We start from the raw sequence: 17,558 nt of genomic DNA, 5'->3' as shown, positions 1-17,558 counted from the left end.
CAGATGCGGTGTCTGCGACACTGGCGAGCTCCCGCCCGCTCGATCGACGGAGTGACGCAACCTGTTGAGGGGCTTGCGCATGTAGGTGGTATGAAGTCTGAGATCATCCACTCCCCGCCCGGTGCTCCGGGCGGCGAGGCCTCGGCCGACGCGGTCGTCACCGAGTTGTTCCTCGCCCACCGCCTCGCGCTCGTGCGCCTGGCGTTCCTGCTGGTGGGTGACCAGGAGAGCGCCGAGGACGTGGTGCAGGACGCGTTCGCCGCGGTGTATCGCAGGTGGAGCCGGCTGGCCGACCGCGGGCAGGTGCTGCCATATCTGCGGGCGGCCGTGGTCAACGGGTGCCGGACGGTGCTGCGGTTCTACCTCGACCTGTCGGAGGCGGAGATCGCCCAGGTGATGGGGGTCAGCCGCGGAACGGTCAAATCGACGGCATCGCGGGCGCTGAAGGCGCTCGCCGCGACACTGCAGGAGGAGCGATGACCCGTCAGGTTGAAGCCCGGCTCCGTGACGCGTTCGCCGCGGGTGCGGAACTGGTGACCCCGGAGAGCCTGAAAGCCGCCGGAACTCCCGTCTCGATCCGGCCGCGCAGAGGCGTGCGGGGACTGCCGGTACTGGCGGCGGCCTCCGTCGCGATGGTGCTCGGCGCGGTCGCGATCGTCCCCTCGCTGCTGGGCTCTCCGAGGGTCCGGCGGGGTTCAGCGCGGTCGTGGACGCGCTGGCGCGGCGAGCCGAGCAGCCGCGTGCGTACTGGCGCAGCGAATCGGAGACGCTGACGTGGGGGCGGCCGGCCAGGCAGACGTACACCATCGAGGACAACGTCCGCCGGGTCTCCTGAGCGACTCCTCGCGGCCCCGCCGTGGAGACCACGTCGCTCTACAGCCGGCCGGACACGACCGCCGACGAACGGAAATGGCGTGCCGCGGGCGCGCCCGACCTGTGCGGCTTCCAGGTGGGCTGCGAAGGCGTGCAGGGCCGGCGGGACTACTCCTTCCCGGAGGGCTTCGAGCTCGGCGAGGTCTCACTGTCCCGTGCCCAGCTCCTCACACTCCCGCAGGACCCGCGGCGGCTGGAAGCGGAGCTGCTGCGGCTGCGCGACGAGGAGCGCCGCGAACCTGCCGGCCGTTCCTCCGTCAAGCAGTACTCGGAGCAGGACACCCTGTGGCTCATGGGCGAGACCATCCTCATGAACACGCCTGCCCCGTCCGCCGTGCGGGCCGCCGTCCTGCCATGATGGCCGCGCTGCCGGGCGCGCGAACCGTGGACGAGGCCAGGGACGCCGACGGGCGAACCGGCATGGCCATCGTCCGCAAAGTCGATCGAGACCCGCTGGAACGGCGGCTGGTGATCGACCGCTCCAGCGGCGACGTGCTCGGCACGACCACGCTAGTGGCCGGGCCACTGCCCGCCACCTCCGGCCTGGAGGTCGGCGACCTGGCCTCGGCACAGGTGGTCAAGGCACTCGGCTGGACCGGCGACGGGCCCCGGCTGCCCGAAGGGTGCGTCCAGCAAGCCGGGAAGACCTGTGCCGGCTCCTGGCGAGCGGCCCGAGTGAGGGGTGCCGAGTCGGGCGATCGTTCGCGCGCGGCCAGATCGATGGTGATGTCGAGGCCGCCGCGGTGCGGACCGCTGGTCACCAGGCATGCAATCGCCGGTTACCCGGCTGTGAGGCCCGCGTCGTTGAGCCGTTTGATGAGACTTGGCTTGCCCCGGTGTCGTTCCCGGAGGTGGGTGAGGCGCTGGGTGAAGGCGCCGGCGTCCTCGTCACGGAGGGCCAGGGCGTGCAGGTCGCGCAGGAGTTCGACGGCCAGGTCGTATTCTCGGGGCTTCTTGGTGCCGATGGTGGTCTCCACCACGTCCCACGCGGCGTCGAGATCCTGGGCGAGCCGGTTCAGGCGCAGCTCCCTGGCCTGCCGTCGCTCCTGTTCCTGGCGGGCCTGTTCTTCGGCGCGCTGCGCGGCCTCCTGCTGCTCGCGTACGTGGCGGCGGGCGCTGGCGGCGTCCAGCAGTTCGGCGACCGTCCGCCCCGTCTCCACCTCCTGGCCGGTGGTTCCGCCGGCGAACTCGCGCAGCAACTCCCACCGGACCTTCACGCCGTCCTCTTCGATCACCCGCAGCAGCAGCGCGTCCTTGCGTTTGGCGGGCAGCGCGCCGATCCAGGCGGCAACGGCCTTTCGGTCGTGCTGTACGGGTTGCGCCGGCGGGCTGGCTTCGGCGGCGGCAGCGAGCAGGTCGTCGTCCAGGCGCAGGAAGTCGGCCAGGGCTCGTTGCGGCGCGCTGAGCGAACCCAGCCCCGGCGGGACGGGCGGCTCCAGCGCGTCCTCTTCCTCGTAGTCGAAGGCGTCCTCGTCACGTTCCCATGCACCGTACGCCGACAGCCAGGCCAGATAGAGCGGCCGCGAATCCCCGGCGGCCAGCTCGGCGCGGATGCCGACAATCGCCGACAGCGATCGTTCGACGTTGTCCTCCCAGTACTCCTCCTCCGCCTCGCTGGTGAAGTCGAGGATGAGGTGTCCGCCGCTGGTCCAGGTGCTGACCTGCTCGCCCACGCGGTAGCGTTCTGCCTGCTTGGGGTCGAGCACGGCCTTGGGCAGACGCAGCATGATCCGGTGCGTGCCCCAGTTGGCCAGATACAGGTGGGCGTCGTAGTAACGCTCCATCAGGCGGGACGGGTCTCCGTGGAAGTCGCCCCAGTGGTACTCGTTGGTGAAGCTGGTTGCGGTGATGTGGGCCCGGGTGGACAGGGCGCGCACCTCGGCCTGCTGCTGGTCGGTGAGCGGCCGGTCGATGGCCAGGAACTCGTAGTACTGGTATTCGCTCACGCTCTCACCCAATCCAGCGTCCGAACGCGCGGGTTCACTCGGCTCCGGCCGGTGACGGGTCGGGCAGCGGCAGGCCGAGGATGCCGATCGCCAGCTGGATCGTCAGGGAGCCGAGTCACAGGAGCACACGATACTCCTGCGGGATGCGGGAACCCCTTCGATCAGCTTGGCAAGAGACTGCTGGACCGTCAGGGCTGTGCGGGGGTGATGTCGGTGTGCGGGAAGTCCTCGCCTTTGAAGAGCAGGGGCTGGTCGAGGTCTTTGGCGAGCGCGTAGGCGAAGCAGTCGCCCATGTTGAGCTTGGCCTTGGAATTGTTGCCTTTGCCGTAGGTCTGGTACGCCCGGCGCGCGATCCTGGCCTGATGAGGCGTTACTGGCTCGATGATGAGGCCCATCTCATCAACGAGCGTGTCGAAGGCAAGGCGTTGCGCATGGCTTCACCACGGTTGTCCGCCACGATGGCCGCTTCGACGTAGTTGACGGCTGAGATGCGACACACGTTTGCGGCGATGGTGTGAGCGAATGGGACGGCCTCTGGCTCACCGTTGATGACCGCAATGATGGCGCTGGAGTCGATGATCCGCGGGAAGACCAGTGTCCTGGTCGTACAGATCTTCCACGGACAGTCGACCTCGACCGAGGTGCGTCCGCATGCCGGCGGCAACGCTCAGAATGCGTTCGGCCCTGCCGGCGGCTTCGGAACGGCGTTCCAGCGCATCCAGGCGGCGTTCGAGCACTTGAGCGGCGTGCTGGGTTTCCTCGGCCAGCCGGATGACCCGGCGGGCGAGGTCATGGATGGGCTCGTGTTCGAGGTCCACGCTCACCGTCGCTCGACTCCCTCCGTCGCGGTGCCTGAGTTGCACCTCCAGCGTAACTGGTGGCCGAGCTTCACTCTGGCCGATGGCCGGCATCCTCCTGCGGTTTCCGCAGAGTCAGGGGTTCTCCCCGGGCGTGATGTCGGCGGCGGCATGCCAGGCTTCCCAGATCTCAGGGCGGAGTCTGCCGCGGTCGGCGACCGGGAGTCCATGTTCACGAGCCCACGCGCGCACCTGCGATGCGATCGGCTGCTGGTCGCTTGGACGTGTGATCTCTGCTGGTGTCTTTGGCGAGGAAGGGCGCGGGGGCGCGTCGGTGGCTGGTGGGTGCTCATTTGAGCCGGATGCTGTGGTGGTGAAGCCGAGGCGGGTGAGGGTGCGGCGCCGCTTGCCGTACATGCGTTCCAACTGTGGGACTTGTGCGTCCAGATAGTCGTGGACTTCGACGTCGTGCTTGGTGGCGGCTTCTCGCATGATCCGGCCGACGTGCTGGATCACCTTTCCTTTGAACGAGATCGGCATCGCGAGGAACAGGGCGTCCAGTCGCGGCAGATCGAATCCTTCGCCTGCGACCTTGTCGATGGCCAGGAGCACCAGCGGGCCTGCCCCGGCATCGGCAAGGCGGGTGCGGACGCGGTCGCGTTCTGCGGTGCTGAGCTGCCCGTGAAGGAGTGTCACGGTCATGCCCTTGTCCTCCAGGGCCGCGGCCAAGCGTTCGAGGTGTTCCATTCGGTTGGTCAACAGGAGGCTGTTCCTGCCTCGGCTCGCCGCGTCCGCGACGTCAGCGGCGATCCGGGCGGTCCGGGTCTCGTCTGCGGCCAGTTCGCCATAGATCGCTTGGAAGGAGGCGCCGTCGTTTCCGATCTCCTCGCTGCTGAAGCCGGTCGCGTGAACAATGAGCCGCTGGGCGAACGACACCTCAGAGGTGATCTCATGGCGGATCGGTCCGCACTGCATGGTGATGAGCGCGTCCATCTGGTCGGCCCGGTATGGCGTCGCAGAGAGCCCGATCCAGCGCTTCACTGCCACCTGACGGATGGCGGCCTCGGCGGCCGGAGCACCGACCGCATGACATTCGTCGACGATGACCATGCCGTACGCGTCCAGTAGCGATGGGTCGGCGTCGCGGTGGGCAACGGACTGCAGCATGATGACATCGACGACTCCGTGCCGCTTGTCCTTGCCCCTGCCCTTGGCACCCACCTGCGCTCCGTCAAGATCGAGGATCATCGTCAGCCGGTCTCTCCATTGGTCGAGCAGTTCGGCGCGGTTCACGATGATCGCAGTTGGTACTTGGTGCCGGGCGATCAGTGCGCAGGCCATCACGGTCTTGCCCGCGCCGGGTGGCGCCATCAGGACTCCCATGAGGTGCTTGGCCATCGCGGTGACCGCCTCGGTCTGTACATCCGTCAGCTCACCGGTGAAACGCACCGCGATGGGGTCATGGTCCGGCACCGTGGTGGTGATCTCGATGGCGCCGCCCGCTGCCGCGATCAGATGTTCCGCTTGCTCTGCCAGCCCTCGTGGGAGTCGTAGCCAGTCGGGGTCGCTGTCATCGAAGCAGCATATGAAGCGCGGAGTGGCGAAGGTGGAGTACCGCATCGACTGCCGCCGGTAGAACTCCGGGTTGTGAAAGGCGGCCAGGTGTTTGAGAGCGGCGATCAGTGGCGTGGGCAGGCTGTCGGTCGAAATCGCCAGCATTGCGCCGAGCCGTGCGTGCACCTGTTGAGGAGCGACACCCAGCGCTTCCCTACGCGGTTTGGCCGGTAGCCTGCCCGACGTCGACGGTCCGGCGTCGATCTGGCCGAACCGCTTCACCAGTGCATCCACCTCGACCGGGCGTAGCCGGCGCACACCGGACAGGAACGCGAACTGGTCCTCATAAGGCTGCCAGTTTCGTGGGTCGCAGAACAGCGTTGTGCCCTGCTCCCGACTGCTGCCGTGCAACGGCAGCGCGATCAGATTCCCGAACCGGAACCGGGCCGCCGCCTTGACCGGAAGCGAATCCTGCGCGGGAAACAGCCGGTCATAGCTGGTCAGCGACATCGTGCCTCGCCGGTCGATCGCCTCACGCAACAGTCCCATGCCGATGGCACGTGCCGACGCGGCCAGGACGGGCTCGGTGAAGAACATCCACACGTGGGCACCGGCTCCGGACCGGGAAATCTCCGCCGCCGTAGGGATGCCCGCCCGCGTACAGGCTTCCGCGTAGGCGGCGGCGTCGCCTTGCCAGCCCGCGCCGTCGAAATCGCACGCCAGCAACTGGCAGGTGTCGTCGGGCAGCATCGGATACAGCCCAACATGGGAGTCGCGCCCGTCGGTGGTTCGGCTCAGGTGCGCGATGAGAACCTCGTCCGTCAGCGGCAGGAACTCCCGCTCGGCGTCGTCGCGTTTACGCCAGAACTCCTTCTCCGCAGGGCTCCACCCGTGCCGTCCGGACTTGCGGCTGAAGAAGCGGGTCGCATACACATCGCGGCGGCCGACGAACAACGCCTTGAACAAGGCGAGCTTCGCAGACGGAGACGACGACATGTCCGCATACGGCAAGCCGTCCTGCGGCGGGTTGACGCAGGCAGCGGAGGTCTGATCAGGGTCGGCGGCCTCGTGCTCGCGCGAAGCCGAGGCTCGCTGACGGAGAAGATGCTTGAGCCGGTCGTTCTCCTCACGCAACTCTGCGATCTCGACCAAGGCGGCGTCCAACCGCATTCGTAGCTCGACCGGGTCGTCCCATTCGGCCCACAAATCCACGAATCTATCCTGCGCGATTTCCGCCATGCAGCCAAGCGGACACCGAGCGTAACCTACGGTGAGGCTTCCCCATCGTGTTCTGGATTGCTGAACAGGAATCCTGCTGCCTTGATGACGGGATGGACGGAGTTGAGGATAAGCGTTCGTTGGGCGGGGGTGTGCTGACCGGAGCATCCCGCGGTTGTCTGGTGGGACTCGTGTCCGGCGATGAGTTGCATGGCTCCTGGTGCGACGCCGCCATCACGGAGCATGGTGATCATGGTGTGTCGAAGTGCGTGTGGGGTGATGTGCTTGGCCAGGCCGCGTTGGTGAGCGCGCTCGAGGGCGGGCTGCAGCACGTTGTTGCGCTGGTTGACGTAATCGATGTAGCCGCCTCTGCGTCCCTGAAAGAGGGGCTGGCCAGGATCCCGACCGTTGCGCGGCGCGCCAGGAGTGTCGCCAGTTCGTGGCAGATGGGCACGTCGCGCTGCTTCTTACCCTTCGGGTAGAGCCTGAGCGGCCAGCGCTGGCGGCCGGTCGTTTCGTCCAGTAGGTAGGCGTACGTCTGTACTACCTGGATCACGCAGCCGATCGGATCCAGGCCGGACACGTGAAGCCCGGCGATCTCACCCCAGCGCAGGCCGGTGGCCATTTCGGTCACGATGAACAAGGCGGTGTCCGGGTTCTCGCCCTGCTGCGTGGCCGCCTTGAAGACCGGCTTGATCGCTCCTCGATAAACCTTCGCCGCTGTGGCCGGGGAGAGCGTCGCGGGGGTCGGTGGTGCGGGTCGGGGAGCGCCTGCGTCCCGCCACTGCCGCAGCACATTGGGCGGCACGCGCCCGGTCTTCTTGACCGCGATGTCGTTGGTTCGTGCCCATCGTCGTGCCGCCTGCTCATCCGACACGGAGGGGCGGGCTGGTGTTCGTTGCGTGCGGATGGTTTGGCGAGCATCCATTCCGCCCATTCGCGCAGCACTCGACGGGTGATCCGATCCAGGGGCAGGTGGCCGAAGAAGGGGAAGACATGCCGTTCGGCCTCGGTCAGGTAGACGAAGCGCTGAGTGGGGGCGGCCCCGAGGCGGGTGGCGTAGTCGTGGCGCGCGTACTGCTCGAAGGTCGGCATGTCGGCGTCAAGGGTGCCGTCGAAGTGCGGGTCCTCGATGCCGTGGCAGCCTTTGGGGTAGCCGCCTTTCCGCCTCTTCCCCCACCTGTACGTCACTTCACCAGCCACGATCTCACGCCGTTCCTGGCCATGCGTTCGATGATCCGCGCCACAACTCCCCCTGACGGTCCAGGGACGCATGGTGAAGGAAGCAGCTTGCACAGACGGTCACGACTCGCATCAACGAACGGACTTTTCACCGTTGCGTGCTGAGATGCGGGAACATGATCTTCGAGACGATCCCGCCAGGTCGTGTCGCCACCTCGAAGAAAGCGCTTTCGGCCTGCACTTAAGGAGTGGTAGGGCGCCCGGGGCTCGAACCCGGAACCTACGGATTAAAAGTCCGCAGCTCTGCCAATTGAGCTAACGCCCCTAGCAACAGCAAGGGTACAGAGACTACCGCCCCGCTCGCGACGGCTACAGCACCGGTCAAATCAACACCGGTACCCCACATCCGCTCGAACCGCCCCCGTGCCACGCCGCGCGAGGGTCACCGGTAGGCGGACAGGCCGGTGAGCGCTTCCCCCAGCACCAGCGTGTGTATCTCCTGAGTCCCCTCGTACGTCAGCACACTCTCCAGGTTGTTCATGTGCCTGATCACAGGGTACTCCAGCGTGATCCCGTTCCCGCCCAGGATCGAGCGGGCCTGGCGGGCGATGTCGAGCGCGGCCCGGACGTTGGCGAGCTTGCCGAAGCTGATCTGCCGGGGCGTCAGGTCGCCCGCGTCCTTGAGCGAGCCCAGGTGGAGGGCGGTGAGCTGGGCCTGGGCGAGGCCGACGTACATCCAGGCGAGCTTCTCCTGGGTGAGCTGGAACGCCCCGATCGGCTTGTCGAACTGGACGCGGGTCCTGGCGTAGTCGACGGCGGCCTCCAGGCAGGCGCGCGCCGCCCCGGTCACGCCCCACACGATGCCGAAGCGGGCCTCGGACAGGCACGACAGCGGCCCCTTGAGGCCGGTGACGCCGGGCAGCGCGGCCGAGGCGGGCAGGCGTACGTCGTCGAAGTAGAGGGACGAGGTGACCGACGCCCTCAGGGACAGCTTCTTGTGGATCTCAGGGGCGGAGAAGCCGGGCGTGGAGGTGGGGACGACGAAGCCGCGGACGCCCTCGTCCGTCTGCGCCCACACGACCGCGACGTCGGCGATCGAGCCGTTCGTGATCCACATCTTGGAGCCGTTGAGTATCCAGTCGGAGCCGTCCTTCTTCGCGTACGTCCGCATGCTCGCCGGATCGGACCCGTGGTCCGGCTCGGTGAGCCCGAAGCAGCCGATCGCCTCGCCGGCGGACATGCGGGGCAGCCACTCCTGTTTCTGCTCGTCGGAGCCGTACCGCCAGATGGGGAACATCGCCAGCGATCCCTGGACGGACACGAACGAACGCAGCCCCGAGTCGCCGGCCTCCAGCTCGCGGCAGGCCACCCCGTACGAGACGGCGTCCGTCCCGGCGCACCCGTACCCCTGCAGGTGCATGCCGAGCAGCCCGAGCGCGCCCAGCTCGGGCGCGAGCTCGCGCGCCGGGAACGTGGCCTCCTCGAACCAGTCGCCGACGTGCGGCAGCACCCGGTCGGCCACGAACGACCTGACCGTGTCGCGGATGAGCCGCTGGTCGGCGTCGAGTCGTTCGTCGAGGCGCAGCAGGTCGTCCATGGCGGTGGTCCCTCCGTCGGACAGTCGGACAGGATGCGGGCTTAGGGGGCTACCAGGGTTGTACCAGGGGGAAACCTGATGTGCTAACACCGGGCCCGGGGGCAGTCTTGAGACATGAGCGAATACCACGAGTACGGCAGCGAGTCCCCCAAGACCCCCGTCAAGAAGCTCCGCAGGACGGAGAAGGGCCGCATCGTCGCGGGCGTCTGCTCCGGCATCGGCGAGTACGTGGGCGTCGACCCCAACCTCATCAGGATCGCCCTGGCGGTCGTCACCCTGTTCGGCGGCCTCGGCGTCGGCGTCTACGCGATCGGCTGGCTCCTCATGCCGGACGAGACCAGCGACACCTCCATCGTCCAGGACCTCATCAGCAAGCAGCAGAACCGCAACGGCGGCGGCACCGACTGGACGACCGGCGAGCACAAGCCGCAGCCGTGATCAAGCGGCGGCCTCGGCCCGCACCCGAGAGGTCTTGTCACCCCGGGACTCGGTCCAGAGCATGGCCAGCACGGCCGCGCAGACGACCCCGGCGATGCCGGACAGCGCGACCACCGGCTCAGGACCGAGTCTCTCCGCCGCGAAGCCGCCGACGAGGATGCCGATCCCCTGGGCGGCCATGAGCCCGGACTGCACGATCCCGAACGCCTGGGCGCGGCGCTCGGCGGGCACCGCCTGCACGAATGCGGCATTGGCCGCGAGCTGGTAAGCCCCGCCGACCCCTGACAGGACCCACGCCGCCAGCACGACGGCCAGCGGCGGCCGCAACGCCGTGACGATCAGCGGCGCGCAGCTCAGCATGGCGAGCCACCCCATGAACCGCAGTCGCCTCGCCGGCGCGACGAACTTACTGAACAGGAACGCACCTATCACCGTTCCGGCCGGCATGGCGGCCATCAGCAACCCGGTGATCACCGGAACCGGCAGCGCGCCCGCGTCCGCGCCGATGGCGAGCCGGGCCGCGTAGGGCGCGGCGATGCCCTCGGGCAGTACGTAGAAGCCGCACAACCAGGCGAACAACACCAGCGTCCGCAGCTTGCGCGAGCCGAAGACGAGCCGGGCTCCGGCCCTGGCCATGGTCCACATGGACGGCCTGGAGCCGTCGTCGGGGCACGGCGCGGGGCGGCGGCGCACCCCGGAGACCAGGATGAGCGCCGAGGCGAGGAACGTCGCGGCGTCGACGGCCAGCGCCCGGTACGGCCCCATCGCGGCGATCACCGCGCCGCCCGCCGCGAAGCCGAGCATCTGCCCCGCCTGGTTGGTCATGTTCTGCAGGGCCGAGCCGATCACGTACGCGTCGCCGTCGAGCACCTCGGGCAGCAGCGCCGCCCGCGCCGCGGAGAACGGCGCGCTCAGCAGCACGACGAGGAACACCAGCACGCACAACGCCCAGAACGGCGTGACCGGCAGCGCCATGGCCGCCACCAGCACGAACCGGAGGAGGTCGCAGGCCAGCATCACGCCGCGGCGGGCGAAGCGGTCGGCCAGCCCGGCCAGCAGCGGGCCGCCGACGATCGACGGCAGGTACGTGAGCGCGTACACGGCGGCCGTGGCCAGCGCGGACCGGGTGCGGTCGTAGACCAGCACGGCGAGCGCCACCTGCGCGAGCTGGTCGCCGAGGAGGGAGAGGCCCTGGCCGTACCACAGGGCCCGGAACTCCCTGATGGCGATGACTTCCCGGTATGTGGCTCGCTGTCCTTCCGCGGCGGCGTCGGCACGTCGATGACGTCCCGGCGGCCGTCGCGCCCGCATGGCCCCCATTGGACTCCGCTGTGCCTGACTTTCGACGCTCGCTTTGCGTGCTCGCTATGTCACCTAAGGTGCCCGAAGGGCGGGGCGGGCCGCAACCCATAGCAGCCAACCAAAAGCAAAGGGTTACCAGCCGAGCTCGTGCAGGCGTTCGTCGGAGATGCCGAAGTGGTGCCCGACCTCGTGGACGACCGTGATGCGCACTTCGTCCACGACGTCCTCCTCCGTATCGCATATCTCGCATATCGGATTGCGGTAGATCTCGATCCGGTCGGGCAGAACTCCTGAGTACCAGTCGCCGCGTTCGGTGAGGGGGACACCGGTGTACAGGCCGAGCAGGTGGGGCTCCGGCGGATCATCGACGACGACCACGACGACGTTGCTCATGGCGGACGCGAGATCGGCGGGGATCGTGTCCAGCGCCTCGGACACGAGTGCCTCGAACTTCTCCCGCGATACCTCGATCACACCTGCCATTCTGCCCCGACGGCCAGCTATGCAAGAAACGGCATGAAGTTCGCTAATACCGTAAAAGTCATCATCCGTTCGCGGGCTTCGCGCGTGGCAGCCGTGCTCGTCGTGGCCGCCGTGGGGGCGTGGCTCGGCATCTTCCTCAGCGGCGCCGTACGCGCCCAGGTGGGCCCGGTCGAGACCGCGATGTCCCTGAGGCCGGCCTGGAACGGCGAGACCGTCGTGGACGCCAGCCCCCTCGGCACGCTCACCTTCCGCACCCACGACGCCCCGCTGCGGCTGCGCATCACCCTCGAGAACATCGACCAGGAACGCGCCAAGGCCTTCATCGAGGACCCGCGCCTGGCCGACCGGCTGCCCCAGGTCATCGAGGAGGACCTGATGGCGGGCGTGCGGGCGCTCGCCGTCCGCTCGCTGCTGTGCGCGGGGGCGGGGGCGCTCGTCGCGGCCCTGCTGGTCTTCAGGCGCCCGCGCGTGGCCCTCACGGGCCTCCTGGCGGCCTCGGTGGCCCTCGCCGGCACGGGCGTGCTCGCGATCACCACCTTCCGCGCCAGCTCGCTCATGGAGCCGCGCTACTCCGGCCTGGTGGCCGCCGCGCCGTCCCTGGTGGGCAGCGCGGAGTCGATCGTGACGCGGTTCGAGTCGTACCGGTCGCAGCTCACCAAACTCGTCACGAACGTCTCCAAGCTCTACGACACGGTCTCGACGCTGCCCCTGTACGACGCCGACCCGAAGTCCATCCGGGTGCTCCACATCTCCGACATCCACCTCAACCCCATCGCCTGGAACGTCATCCGCTCGCTCAAGGACCAGTTCAAGGTCGACGTGATCATCGACACCGGCGACATCTCCGACCACGGCACCAAGCCGGAGAACAAGTTCGTGGACGAGATCAGCCGCCTCGACGTCCCGTACGTGTACGTCAGGGGCAACCACGACTCCATGACCACGCAGAAGGCCGTCGAGAAGCAGAAGAACGCGATCGTCCTCGACGACCGGGCGGAGAAGGTCGCCGGCCTGACCGTCTACGGCCTCGGCGACCCCCGCTTCACACCGGACAAGTCGGTCACCGTGGACTCCGACCCGGCCGCCCTCCAGCAGTTCGCCCGCTCCCACCTGGGCAACGTCCGCGCGCCCGACCTGATCGCCGTCCACGACCCGGTCGTCGGCCAGGGCTTCACCGGCGCCGCCCCGATGATCCTGGCCGGCCACACCCACGAGCGCAGCACCACCCTGCTGCCGACCGGCACCCGCATGCTGGTGCAGGGCTCCACCGGCGGAGCCGGCCTGCGCGCCCTCGAACACGCCCAGCCCACGCCCGTCCAGGCCTCGGTCCTGTACTTCGACAAGGAGACCCGCCGCCTCCGGGCCTGGGACGACATCACGCTCGGCGGGCTCGGCGAGCAATCCGTGTACATCCAACGTCACGTGGAGCCCGACCCACAACGTATGATTTCTCCGGAGCCGTCGAACGCCCCGTCGCCAACGGGGATGGTCACCGGCTCCGCGTCACCCGACGCCGGACCGCCACTTTGGCATCAAGGGCAATCGTCCCCTATGCTTCAGAGGTCTCCGACGGAAGGCGACAGGGAATCCTAAGGGCCCCCATCGTCTAGCGGCCTAGGACACCGCCCTTTCAAGGCGGCGGCACGGGTTCGAATCCCGTTGGGGGCACCGCGAGCGCCTGGCGCACGAGCGAAACGGCCGGTCGAAGACCACCGAAGAGCTGGTAAGCTAAGCGAGCGCAAACAGCAAGAAACGCCGCAAGGCAAGCAAGGTCCTGTAGAGCAGTTTGGAGTGCTCGCCACCCTGTCAAGGTGGAGGTCGCGGGTTCAAGTCCCGTCAGGACCGCTCTGGGTCAGGTAGCTCAGTTGGTACGAGCGTCCGCCTGAAAAGCGGAAGGTCGGCAGTTCGACCCTGCCCCTGACCACCAGCTTCGAACAGCAAAAACGCCCCGAACGGATCATCGTTCGGGGCTTTTGATGTCTGGCGACAGCAACCGTGACAGCAACGTCCCCGACGCTTCATTGAGTCACCCGTCCTCGCCGGGGCGAATGATCGTTCTGATCTGCTTCAGGGTCTGACTTGTAGATCTTGTGCAGACGTGAATCTCTTGAATGGCGTTCGGGCGCGAAGACGAGGCAAACGTCATGCCGACGAGTCCGGATGCCGCGAGCCCCGTCGCCTACGACGATGTCTGGCGCTTCTTCCCGCTCGCATCCAGCCGTGTCCAGGGCGCTGAGGACCTCCAGCATGTCGAGCCGGGCAGGTATGGGCCGCTCCCAGCCGGACAGTGCGGTGGGCAGGGCAACTGTGTCACGCCACAGGGGTACTCCGACATCGATCACGAGCCCATGGCAGATCAAGACCTCAAGATCGTCCCAGAAATGGAGTCGGGGCCGCCATCGGCGAGGCTTGGAGTCGTGCATGCGGTCGTGGAATGGCCCGATCAGGGTCTCCAGATTCTGCAACGGCATGCCGCAGTGCAGGGGTCCGAGTCGGCCGGTGGTGGCAAATCGGACAACGAGGTCAAGCGCTTGGCCCATACCGAGAGTGAAGCAGCTCGCTCGGCGATCTCTCCACATCAATCAAGGGGGATGGGCTGGAGCACGATGGGAGGCCACCACCCTGATGGGCGGCGGCCTCCAGCAAGGCAGAACTTGGAATCAGCCCAAGGCATCTCCGAGCTTGCGTAGTGCGTTGCGCTTGTCGTCGAGGGATGCGTGAGCGTAGATCGTCGGTCACTTCGATGTCGCTGTGACCGACGATGTCCCGGACGACCTGGGGCGGGACGCCGAGGTTTAGCAGGAGCGTCACGCAGGTGTGGCGGAGGTCGTGGAACCTCATCTCTCCGAGGCCGGCGGCTTTGCGGATCGCTCCCCAACTCCTCCGTAGGTTGTCCGGCTCCATCGGGGTCCCGCAGCGCGAGGGGAAGACCAGGCCATGTTCTTTCCACTCCTCCCAGCGGTCCGAGCGTTCGGCGAACAGCTTCCTTCGGTGCTCCTTCAGGGCCTCCACACAGATAGGGCGGCAGCGGGACGGTCCGTTCCGAGTCGGAGGTCTTGGGACGGACGAACTGGAGGCGGCCCGCGACCCGCTGGAGGGTTTGGACCACTTCCAACTTGCCGGCCTCAAGGTTGACGTCCGTCCAGCGGAGCCCGAGGAGTTCCCCACGGCGCAGGCCGAGGCAGAGCGCCAGGACGTACAGCGCGTAGAGGCGGTGGTCCCGGGCGGCCTTGAGAACGGCGCGGGCCTGCGGGACGGTCAGGCCGCGGTTGACCTTGATTTGGGCACCGGGACCTTGACGAGCTTGGCGACGTTGCGCGCGATGATCTCCTCGCGTACGGCGCACTCCAGAGCGTTCCGCAGGACCGCGTGCATGGACTGGACCATGCGGGTGGACAGGCGGGACTCGCAGCACTGTCCGCTCTTCAGAGCTCAGCACACCGGCTTCTCGCGGGAAGCATCCCAACCGTTTCGGCAGCACTGGCATTCGGAGCGGACGCGATTGATGAAGAGGCGGACGTCCTGGGCGTTGAGCTTGCCGAGGCCCTTCTTGCCAAGACCAGGGATGGGGTGAAGCCGGACGACGCCCTCGTACCCCTGGTAGGTCTTGGGGCGCCGCTCCTGGCTGACGATGTGCTTGAGCCAGTACGTCAGGAAGTCGGCCAGCGTCCAATTCTCGGACGAGACGGGTATGCCCTCGTCGGCCTGGCGGAGAAGCTCGGTCAGCTTCTTCCTCGCGTCCTCCTGGGTACGGGCGGAGCCCTGGACGCGCTTGACGGTGCCCGCCGTGGTCTGAACGAAGGCGGCGTAGCCGTAGCGGCCATCCTTGCGCGACCAGATGCTTCCCTCACCGTTTGAGCGCTTACGGATGCGGCCGGTGCGGCGCTTGGGCTCTTCCTCGGGCGTGCCGAGTGTCGTCTTCGTCATCAGGCCACCTCTGCCAGGGTCTTGATGCACTCGTTCAGCGCCTCAACCTCGATGAGGCGACGGCGGCCGACCTTGAAGCTTCGGAGTCGGTCTGAGCGGATCAGGGTGTAGAGGGTCCACCGGCTGACGCGGAGCCGCGCAGCGGCCTCGTCAACGGTGAGCACGAGGTCATTCATGGGTGGCCTCCTAGCGGGTTGGACCTGAGAACGGTGTACCGGTGATGGCCGTGGCGAGGAGTTGGTCGCCGGCGGATAGCCCTTGTCCGGCGTAGGCCCAGTGGGCGATCACGAGGACGGTGTCCTCGTCGAACAAAGGCAGACGGCCCGTGGTGACGCTTGCACCCTCCGAGGTGGGTGAAGGACAGAGAATGCCGCCGGTGGAGATCTCCAGCCCGTGAGGTGATCAGGCCGATGCCAAATGAGGTCGGGTCTGATCGAAATCGGTGGCCTCATCAAGGCAATGTACGTATGGTGGATATCGTGGGGAAAAAGAAGGATCGGGCGCTGGCTCGCCAGGAGTTGCGTGAGAGATTCCAGGAAGTTCATTTGGACTATGCGCGCGCTATGGAGCAGGCACAGGAGCTCGAACATACCCTAATTCTGATATCACTGGCCATGGGCACTGCGACCACAGTTGAAGCCCTTGAGAGCGATGCACTCGACTTAGCTCGAAAGCCTATTGAGCGACTTAGGCGAGAGCTGGGATCCCGTTTCGGCGGTGAGCTAGGGCAGCTCGAACGAGACATAGACAGAGTTAGAAGGATTCGCAATTTCCTAGCTCACAACTACTTCCATGAGCGTTCATTCGCCCTCGTTTCCATGGAGGGTTGTGAGTATATGGGGGATGAGCTCCTTCGTGCGTCGATGTTTATCGGCCTAGTTACTGAGCGATTGATGGACAAGTTCGAGGACCGAATCCTCTCATTCGGAGAGAACCTTACGGAAGAGGAATCGGAGCGCATAGAGGCACTTCTGGAGCCAGAAGTGGACTCCTTTGGAGCCCCAATACCTGGACTTCCGGAGCCGGGTACAGTTCCCGGTATGCTCTGATGAAGGCAACTTGCCCCGCCCTGAAGAGCGGTTTGGAGTCAGAGACTTGGTTCGCCTTGGAGAGGGATCCTCTTTCCCTCCAAGGGAGCACGACCGTTACTCAAGAATATTCCACGTGCCCGGGACGCCTCGCTCATGGCGGACTCCAGCGCTCCTCTGACCTCTTCTAGTTTAGGTCGACCAACTATCACGTATTTCGCAAGTGCTCGCTCGGCACCTTGGCAAGCGACGTAGAGATCCCACGCAACGGCGACAACGCCGGCCGCACCGTGTTCCTGGCGACGCCCAGATGCCGCGCGATCGCCTTGATCGGCATGCCCTCGGCCCGGTGCAGCCGGCGGATCTCCGCCCAGTCCTCCACCTTGATCACCCTCCAGAGAGTGGAGGGGTCAACATTCAGCCGTCGCCTGGGGGTCAGTATTCACGCGTCGTCGACAGCCACTGCGCCGACGTCATCTATGAACTGTGCGCGGCAGGCGGCCAGACCTACTATCGACGCGCCGAAGCAGGCACTGGAACGATCTACGAGACCCACCGTATGAACACACGAGCGGGCTACGCCACATGGCGCGCCCTGCTCTCTCGCCTCGTACGGTGAGACCTTTCATCTGATCGCCAACGGCCTGCCGCGGAACTGGTCTAAGTTGGCTCGCGTGCAGGATCGGCAGCGGAGCTATCGGTACGCGGGACCGGCCCATTTGAAGACCGCGATCCGCGCTGACAGCGCAGGCCACCCCATCCGTTCGAGGAATGACTTCGACGACTGGATCGCCGAGCGCACGCCCGCGGAACTTGCCGAGCCGTTCACCTTTGTGGTCGACATGGACGGCGTCTTGCGGCTGGCACCCCGCCGTAGCGAGCATGTCGCATGTGCCGGAGGCGGACCGGTGCTGAGCGCCGGTGAGATCAGCTTCAGCGGTGAGGCAGGCCGCTGGACGGTAGTCGAGGTCAGCAACCACTCGACTGGATACTGCCCGGACACCAGCTCATGGACGGCGGTCGCCGCAGCTCTGGACCGGGCCTGCCTGGGATATCCGCCGGGCTTCACGCAGGAGGTGGTGTTCCGGCGCTGCCCCACCTGCCAGGAGCGCAACATCGTCCGAGAGGACGACTTCGTCTGCGTCTTCTGCGGGAGCGACCTGCCGGCGCTGTGGAACGTGGACTCATTCGATGAGAGCCCGTGAACGAGCCA

General features: G+C 66.9%; 20 protein-coding genes, 4 tRNA genes and 1 pseudogene. 11 read left to right on the top strand and 14 right to left on the bottom strand.

Annotation, left to right across the window (positions count from 1 at the left end):
• The first annotated feature begins 90 nt into the window (after positions 1-90).
• The 3 genes from MF672_RS07850 (at position 91) to MF672_RS07845 (ending at position 1,231) form a co-directional block, all read left to right on the top strand.
• Positions 91-480, top strand: a complete 390-nt coding sequence (locus MF672_RS07850) for a sigma factor-like helix-turn-helix DNA-binding protein (protein WP_242371862.1) — start codon at positions 91-93, stop codon at positions 478-480.
• Positions 481-706: 226 nt separating this feature from the next.
• Positions 707-835: a hypothetical protein gene (locus tag MF672_RS51280; protein WP_302893175.1), complete on the top strand. Its 129-nt coding sequence runs from the start codon at positions 707-709 to the stop codon at positions 833-835.
• A gap of 21 nt (positions 836-856) precedes the next feature.
• Positions 857-1,231: a hypothetical protein gene (locus tag MF672_RS07845; RefSeq protein WP_242371863.1), complete on the top strand. Its 375-nt coding sequence runs from the start codon at positions 857-859 to the stop codon at positions 1,229-1,231.
• A 421-nt stretch (positions 1,232-1,652) separates the two neighbouring features.
• Here the strand turns inward: MF672_RS07845 and MF672_RS07840 are convergent, their stop codons facing one another.
• The 6 genes from MF672_RS07840 to MF672_RS07815 form a co-directional block, all read right to left on the bottom strand.
• The gene (locus MF672_RS07840) at positions 1,653-2,819 is read right to left on the bottom strand and encodes a DEAD/DEAH box helicase (protein WP_242371864.1); all 1,167 of its coding nucleotides are present in this window, start codon (positions 2,817-2,819) and stop codon (positions 1,653-1,655) included.
• Positions 2,820-3,007: 188 nt separating this feature from the next.
• Positions 3,008-3,214 (bottom strand): type II toxin-antitoxin system VapC family toxin, encoded by a 207-nt coding sequence (locus tag MF672_RS07835; protein WP_242371866.1) that lies wholly within the window; start codon positions 3,212-3,214, stop codon positions 3,008-3,010.
• 144 nt (positions 3,215-3,358) lie between these two features.
• Positions 3,359-3,643: a hypothetical protein gene (locus tag MF672_RS07830; RefSeq protein ID WP_242371867.1), complete on the bottom strand. Its 285-nt coding sequence runs from the start codon at positions 3,641-3,643 to the stop codon at positions 3,359-3,361.
• Between the two features lie 108 nt (positions 3,644-3,751).
• The gene (locus MF672_RS07825; protein WP_242371869.1) at positions 3,752-6,409 is read right to left on the bottom strand and encodes a TOTE conflict system archaeo-eukaryotic primase domain-containing protein; all 2,658 of its coding nucleotides are present in this window, start codon (positions 6,407-6,409) and stop codon (positions 3,752-3,754) included.
• A gap of 26 nt (positions 6,410-6,435) precedes the next feature.
• Positions 6,436-6,720, bottom strand: coding sequence for a tyrosine-type recombinase/integrase (locus MF672_RS07820; protein WP_242371870.1), 285 nt, complete (start codon positions 6,718-6,720; stop codon positions 6,436-6,438).
• Complete coding sequence (locus tag MF672_RS07815) at positions 6,639-7,265, bottom strand: hypothetical protein (protein WP_242371950.1); 627 nt, start codon at positions 7,263-7,265, stop codon at positions 6,639-6,641. The genes MF672_RS07820 and MF672_RS07815 overlap by 82 nt, the downstream gene beginning before the upstream one ends.
• Here MF672_RS07815 and MF672_RS07810 point away from each other — a divergent pair.
• A complete protein-coding gene (locus tag MF672_RS07810; RefSeq protein WP_242371871.1) occupies positions 7,232-7,735 on the top strand; it encodes a hypothetical protein in 504 nt (167 codons plus the stop codon). The two genes, MF672_RS07815 and MF672_RS07810, sit on opposite strands and share 34 nt — an antisense overlap.
• An 84-nt stretch (positions 7,736-7,819) precedes the next feature.
• Here the strand turns inward: MF672_RS07810 and MF672_RS07805 are convergent.
• Together MF672_RS07805 and MF672_RS07800 are read right to left on the bottom strand one after the other, a co-directional pair.
• Positions 7,820-7,895: transfer RNA gene (locus MF672_RS07805), tRNA-Lys, on the bottom strand.
• 117 nt (positions 7,896-8,012) lie between these two features.
• Positions 8,013-9,167 (bottom strand): acyl-CoA dehydrogenase family protein, encoded by a 1,155-nt coding sequence (locus MF672_RS07800; RefSeq protein ID WP_242371872.1) that lies wholly within the window; start codon positions 9,165-9,167, stop codon positions 8,013-8,015.
• Positions 9,168-9,281: 114 nt separating this feature from the next.
• On the opposite strand from MF672_RS07800, the gene MF672_RS07795 reads away from it, so the two are divergent.
• Positions 9,282-9,605 carry a PspC domain-containing protein gene (locus MF672_RS07795; RefSeq protein WP_242371873.1) on the top strand — a complete coding sequence of 108 codons (324 nt, stop codon included), beginning with the start codon at positions 9,282-9,284 and terminating at the stop codon, positions 9,603-9,605.
• Here the strand turns inward: MF672_RS07795 and MF672_RS07790 are convergent, their stop codons facing one another.
• Together MF672_RS07790 and MF672_RS07785 are read right to left on the bottom strand one after the other, a co-directional pair.
• On the bottom strand, positions 9,606-10,916 hold the full coding sequence (locus MF672_RS07790; RefSeq protein ID WP_308210467.1) for an MFS transporter: 1,311 nt from the start codon (positions 10,914-10,916) through the stop codon (positions 9,606-9,608).
• A gap of 123 nt (positions 10,917-11,039) precedes the next feature.
• A complete protein-coding gene (locus tag MF672_RS07785; RefSeq protein WP_407654715.1) occupies positions 11,040-11,390 on the bottom strand; it encodes a metallopeptidase family protein in 351 nt (116 codons plus the stop codon).
• A gap of 84 nt (positions 11,391-11,474) precedes the next feature.
• On the opposite strand from MF672_RS07785, the gene MF672_RS07780 reads away from it, so the two are divergent.
• The 4 genes from MF672_RS07780 (at position 11,475) to MF672_RS07765 (ending at position 13,317) form a co-directional block, all read left to right on the top strand.
• Positions 11,475-12,983, top strand: a complete 1,509-nt coding sequence (locus tag MF672_RS07780) for a metallophosphoesterase family protein (RefSeq protein WP_242371878.1) — start codon at positions 11,475-11,477, stop codon at positions 12,981-12,983.
• Positions 12,984-12,985: 2 nt separating this feature from the next.
• Positions 12,986-13,058, top strand: a tRNA-Glu gene (locus tag MF672_RS07775).
• A 102-nt stretch (positions 13,059-13,160) separates the two neighbouring features.
• Positions 13,161-13,235 (top strand) — tRNA-Asp (locus tag MF672_RS07770).
• Positions 13,236-13,240: 5 nt separating this feature from the next.
• A tRNA-Phe gene (locus MF672_RS07765) sits at positions 13,241-13,317 on the top strand.
• Positions 13,318-13,913: 596 nt separating this feature from the next.
• Here the strand turns inward: MF672_RS07765 and MF672_RS07760 are convergent.
• The 3 genes from MF672_RS07760 to MF672_RS07750 form a co-directional block, all read right to left on the bottom strand.
• Complete coding sequence (locus MF672_RS07760; protein ID WP_242371879.1) at positions 13,914-14,402, bottom strand: tyrosine-type recombinase/integrase; 489 nt, start codon at positions 14,400-14,402, stop codon at positions 13,914-13,916.
• Between the two features lie 420 nt (positions 14,403-14,822).
• A complete protein-coding gene (locus tag MF672_RS07755) occupies positions 14,823-15,317 on the bottom strand; it encodes a tyrosine-type recombinase/integrase (RefSeq protein ID WP_242371881.1) in 495 nt (164 codons plus the stop codon).
• Positions 15,317-15,493 (bottom strand): helix-turn-helix domain-containing protein, encoded by a 177-nt coding sequence (locus tag MF672_RS07750; RefSeq protein ID WP_242371883.1) that lies wholly within the window; start codon positions 15,491-15,493, stop codon positions 15,317-15,319. The genes MF672_RS07755 and MF672_RS07750 overlap by 1 nt, the downstream gene beginning before the upstream one ends.
• A 303-nt stretch (positions 15,494-15,796) precedes the next feature.
• On the opposite strand from MF672_RS07750, the gene MF672_RS07745 reads away from it, so the two are divergent.
• A complete protein-coding gene (locus tag MF672_RS07745; RefSeq protein ID WP_242371885.1) occupies positions 15,797-16,366 on the top strand; it encodes a hypothetical protein in 570 nt (189 codons plus the stop codon).
• Between the two features lie 253 nt (positions 16,367-16,619).
• Here the strand turns inward: MF672_RS07745 and MF672_RS07740 are convergent.
• A pseudogene (locus MF672_RS07740) lies at positions 16,620-16,736 on the bottom strand (helix-turn-helix domain-containing protein); the annotation flags it as partial.
• A 283-nt stretch (positions 16,737-17,019) separates the two neighbouring features.
• Between MF672_RS07740 and MF672_RS07735 the strand changes: the two are divergent.
• Positions 17,020-17,550 carry a hypothetical protein gene (locus MF672_RS07735; protein WP_242371887.1) on the top strand — a complete coding sequence of 177 codons (531 nt, stop codon included), beginning with the start codon at positions 17,020-17,022 and terminating at the stop codon, positions 17,548-17,550.
• Positions 17,551-17,558: the final 8 nt, after the last annotated feature.

This window comes from Actinomadura luzonensis, assembly GCF_022664455.2.
Lineage (GTDB): Bacteria > Actinomycetota > Actinomycetes > Streptosporangiales > Streptosporangiaceae > Nonomuraea > Nonomuraea luzonensis.
This window is presented reverse-complemented; position numbering and strand designations above follow the sequence as displayed.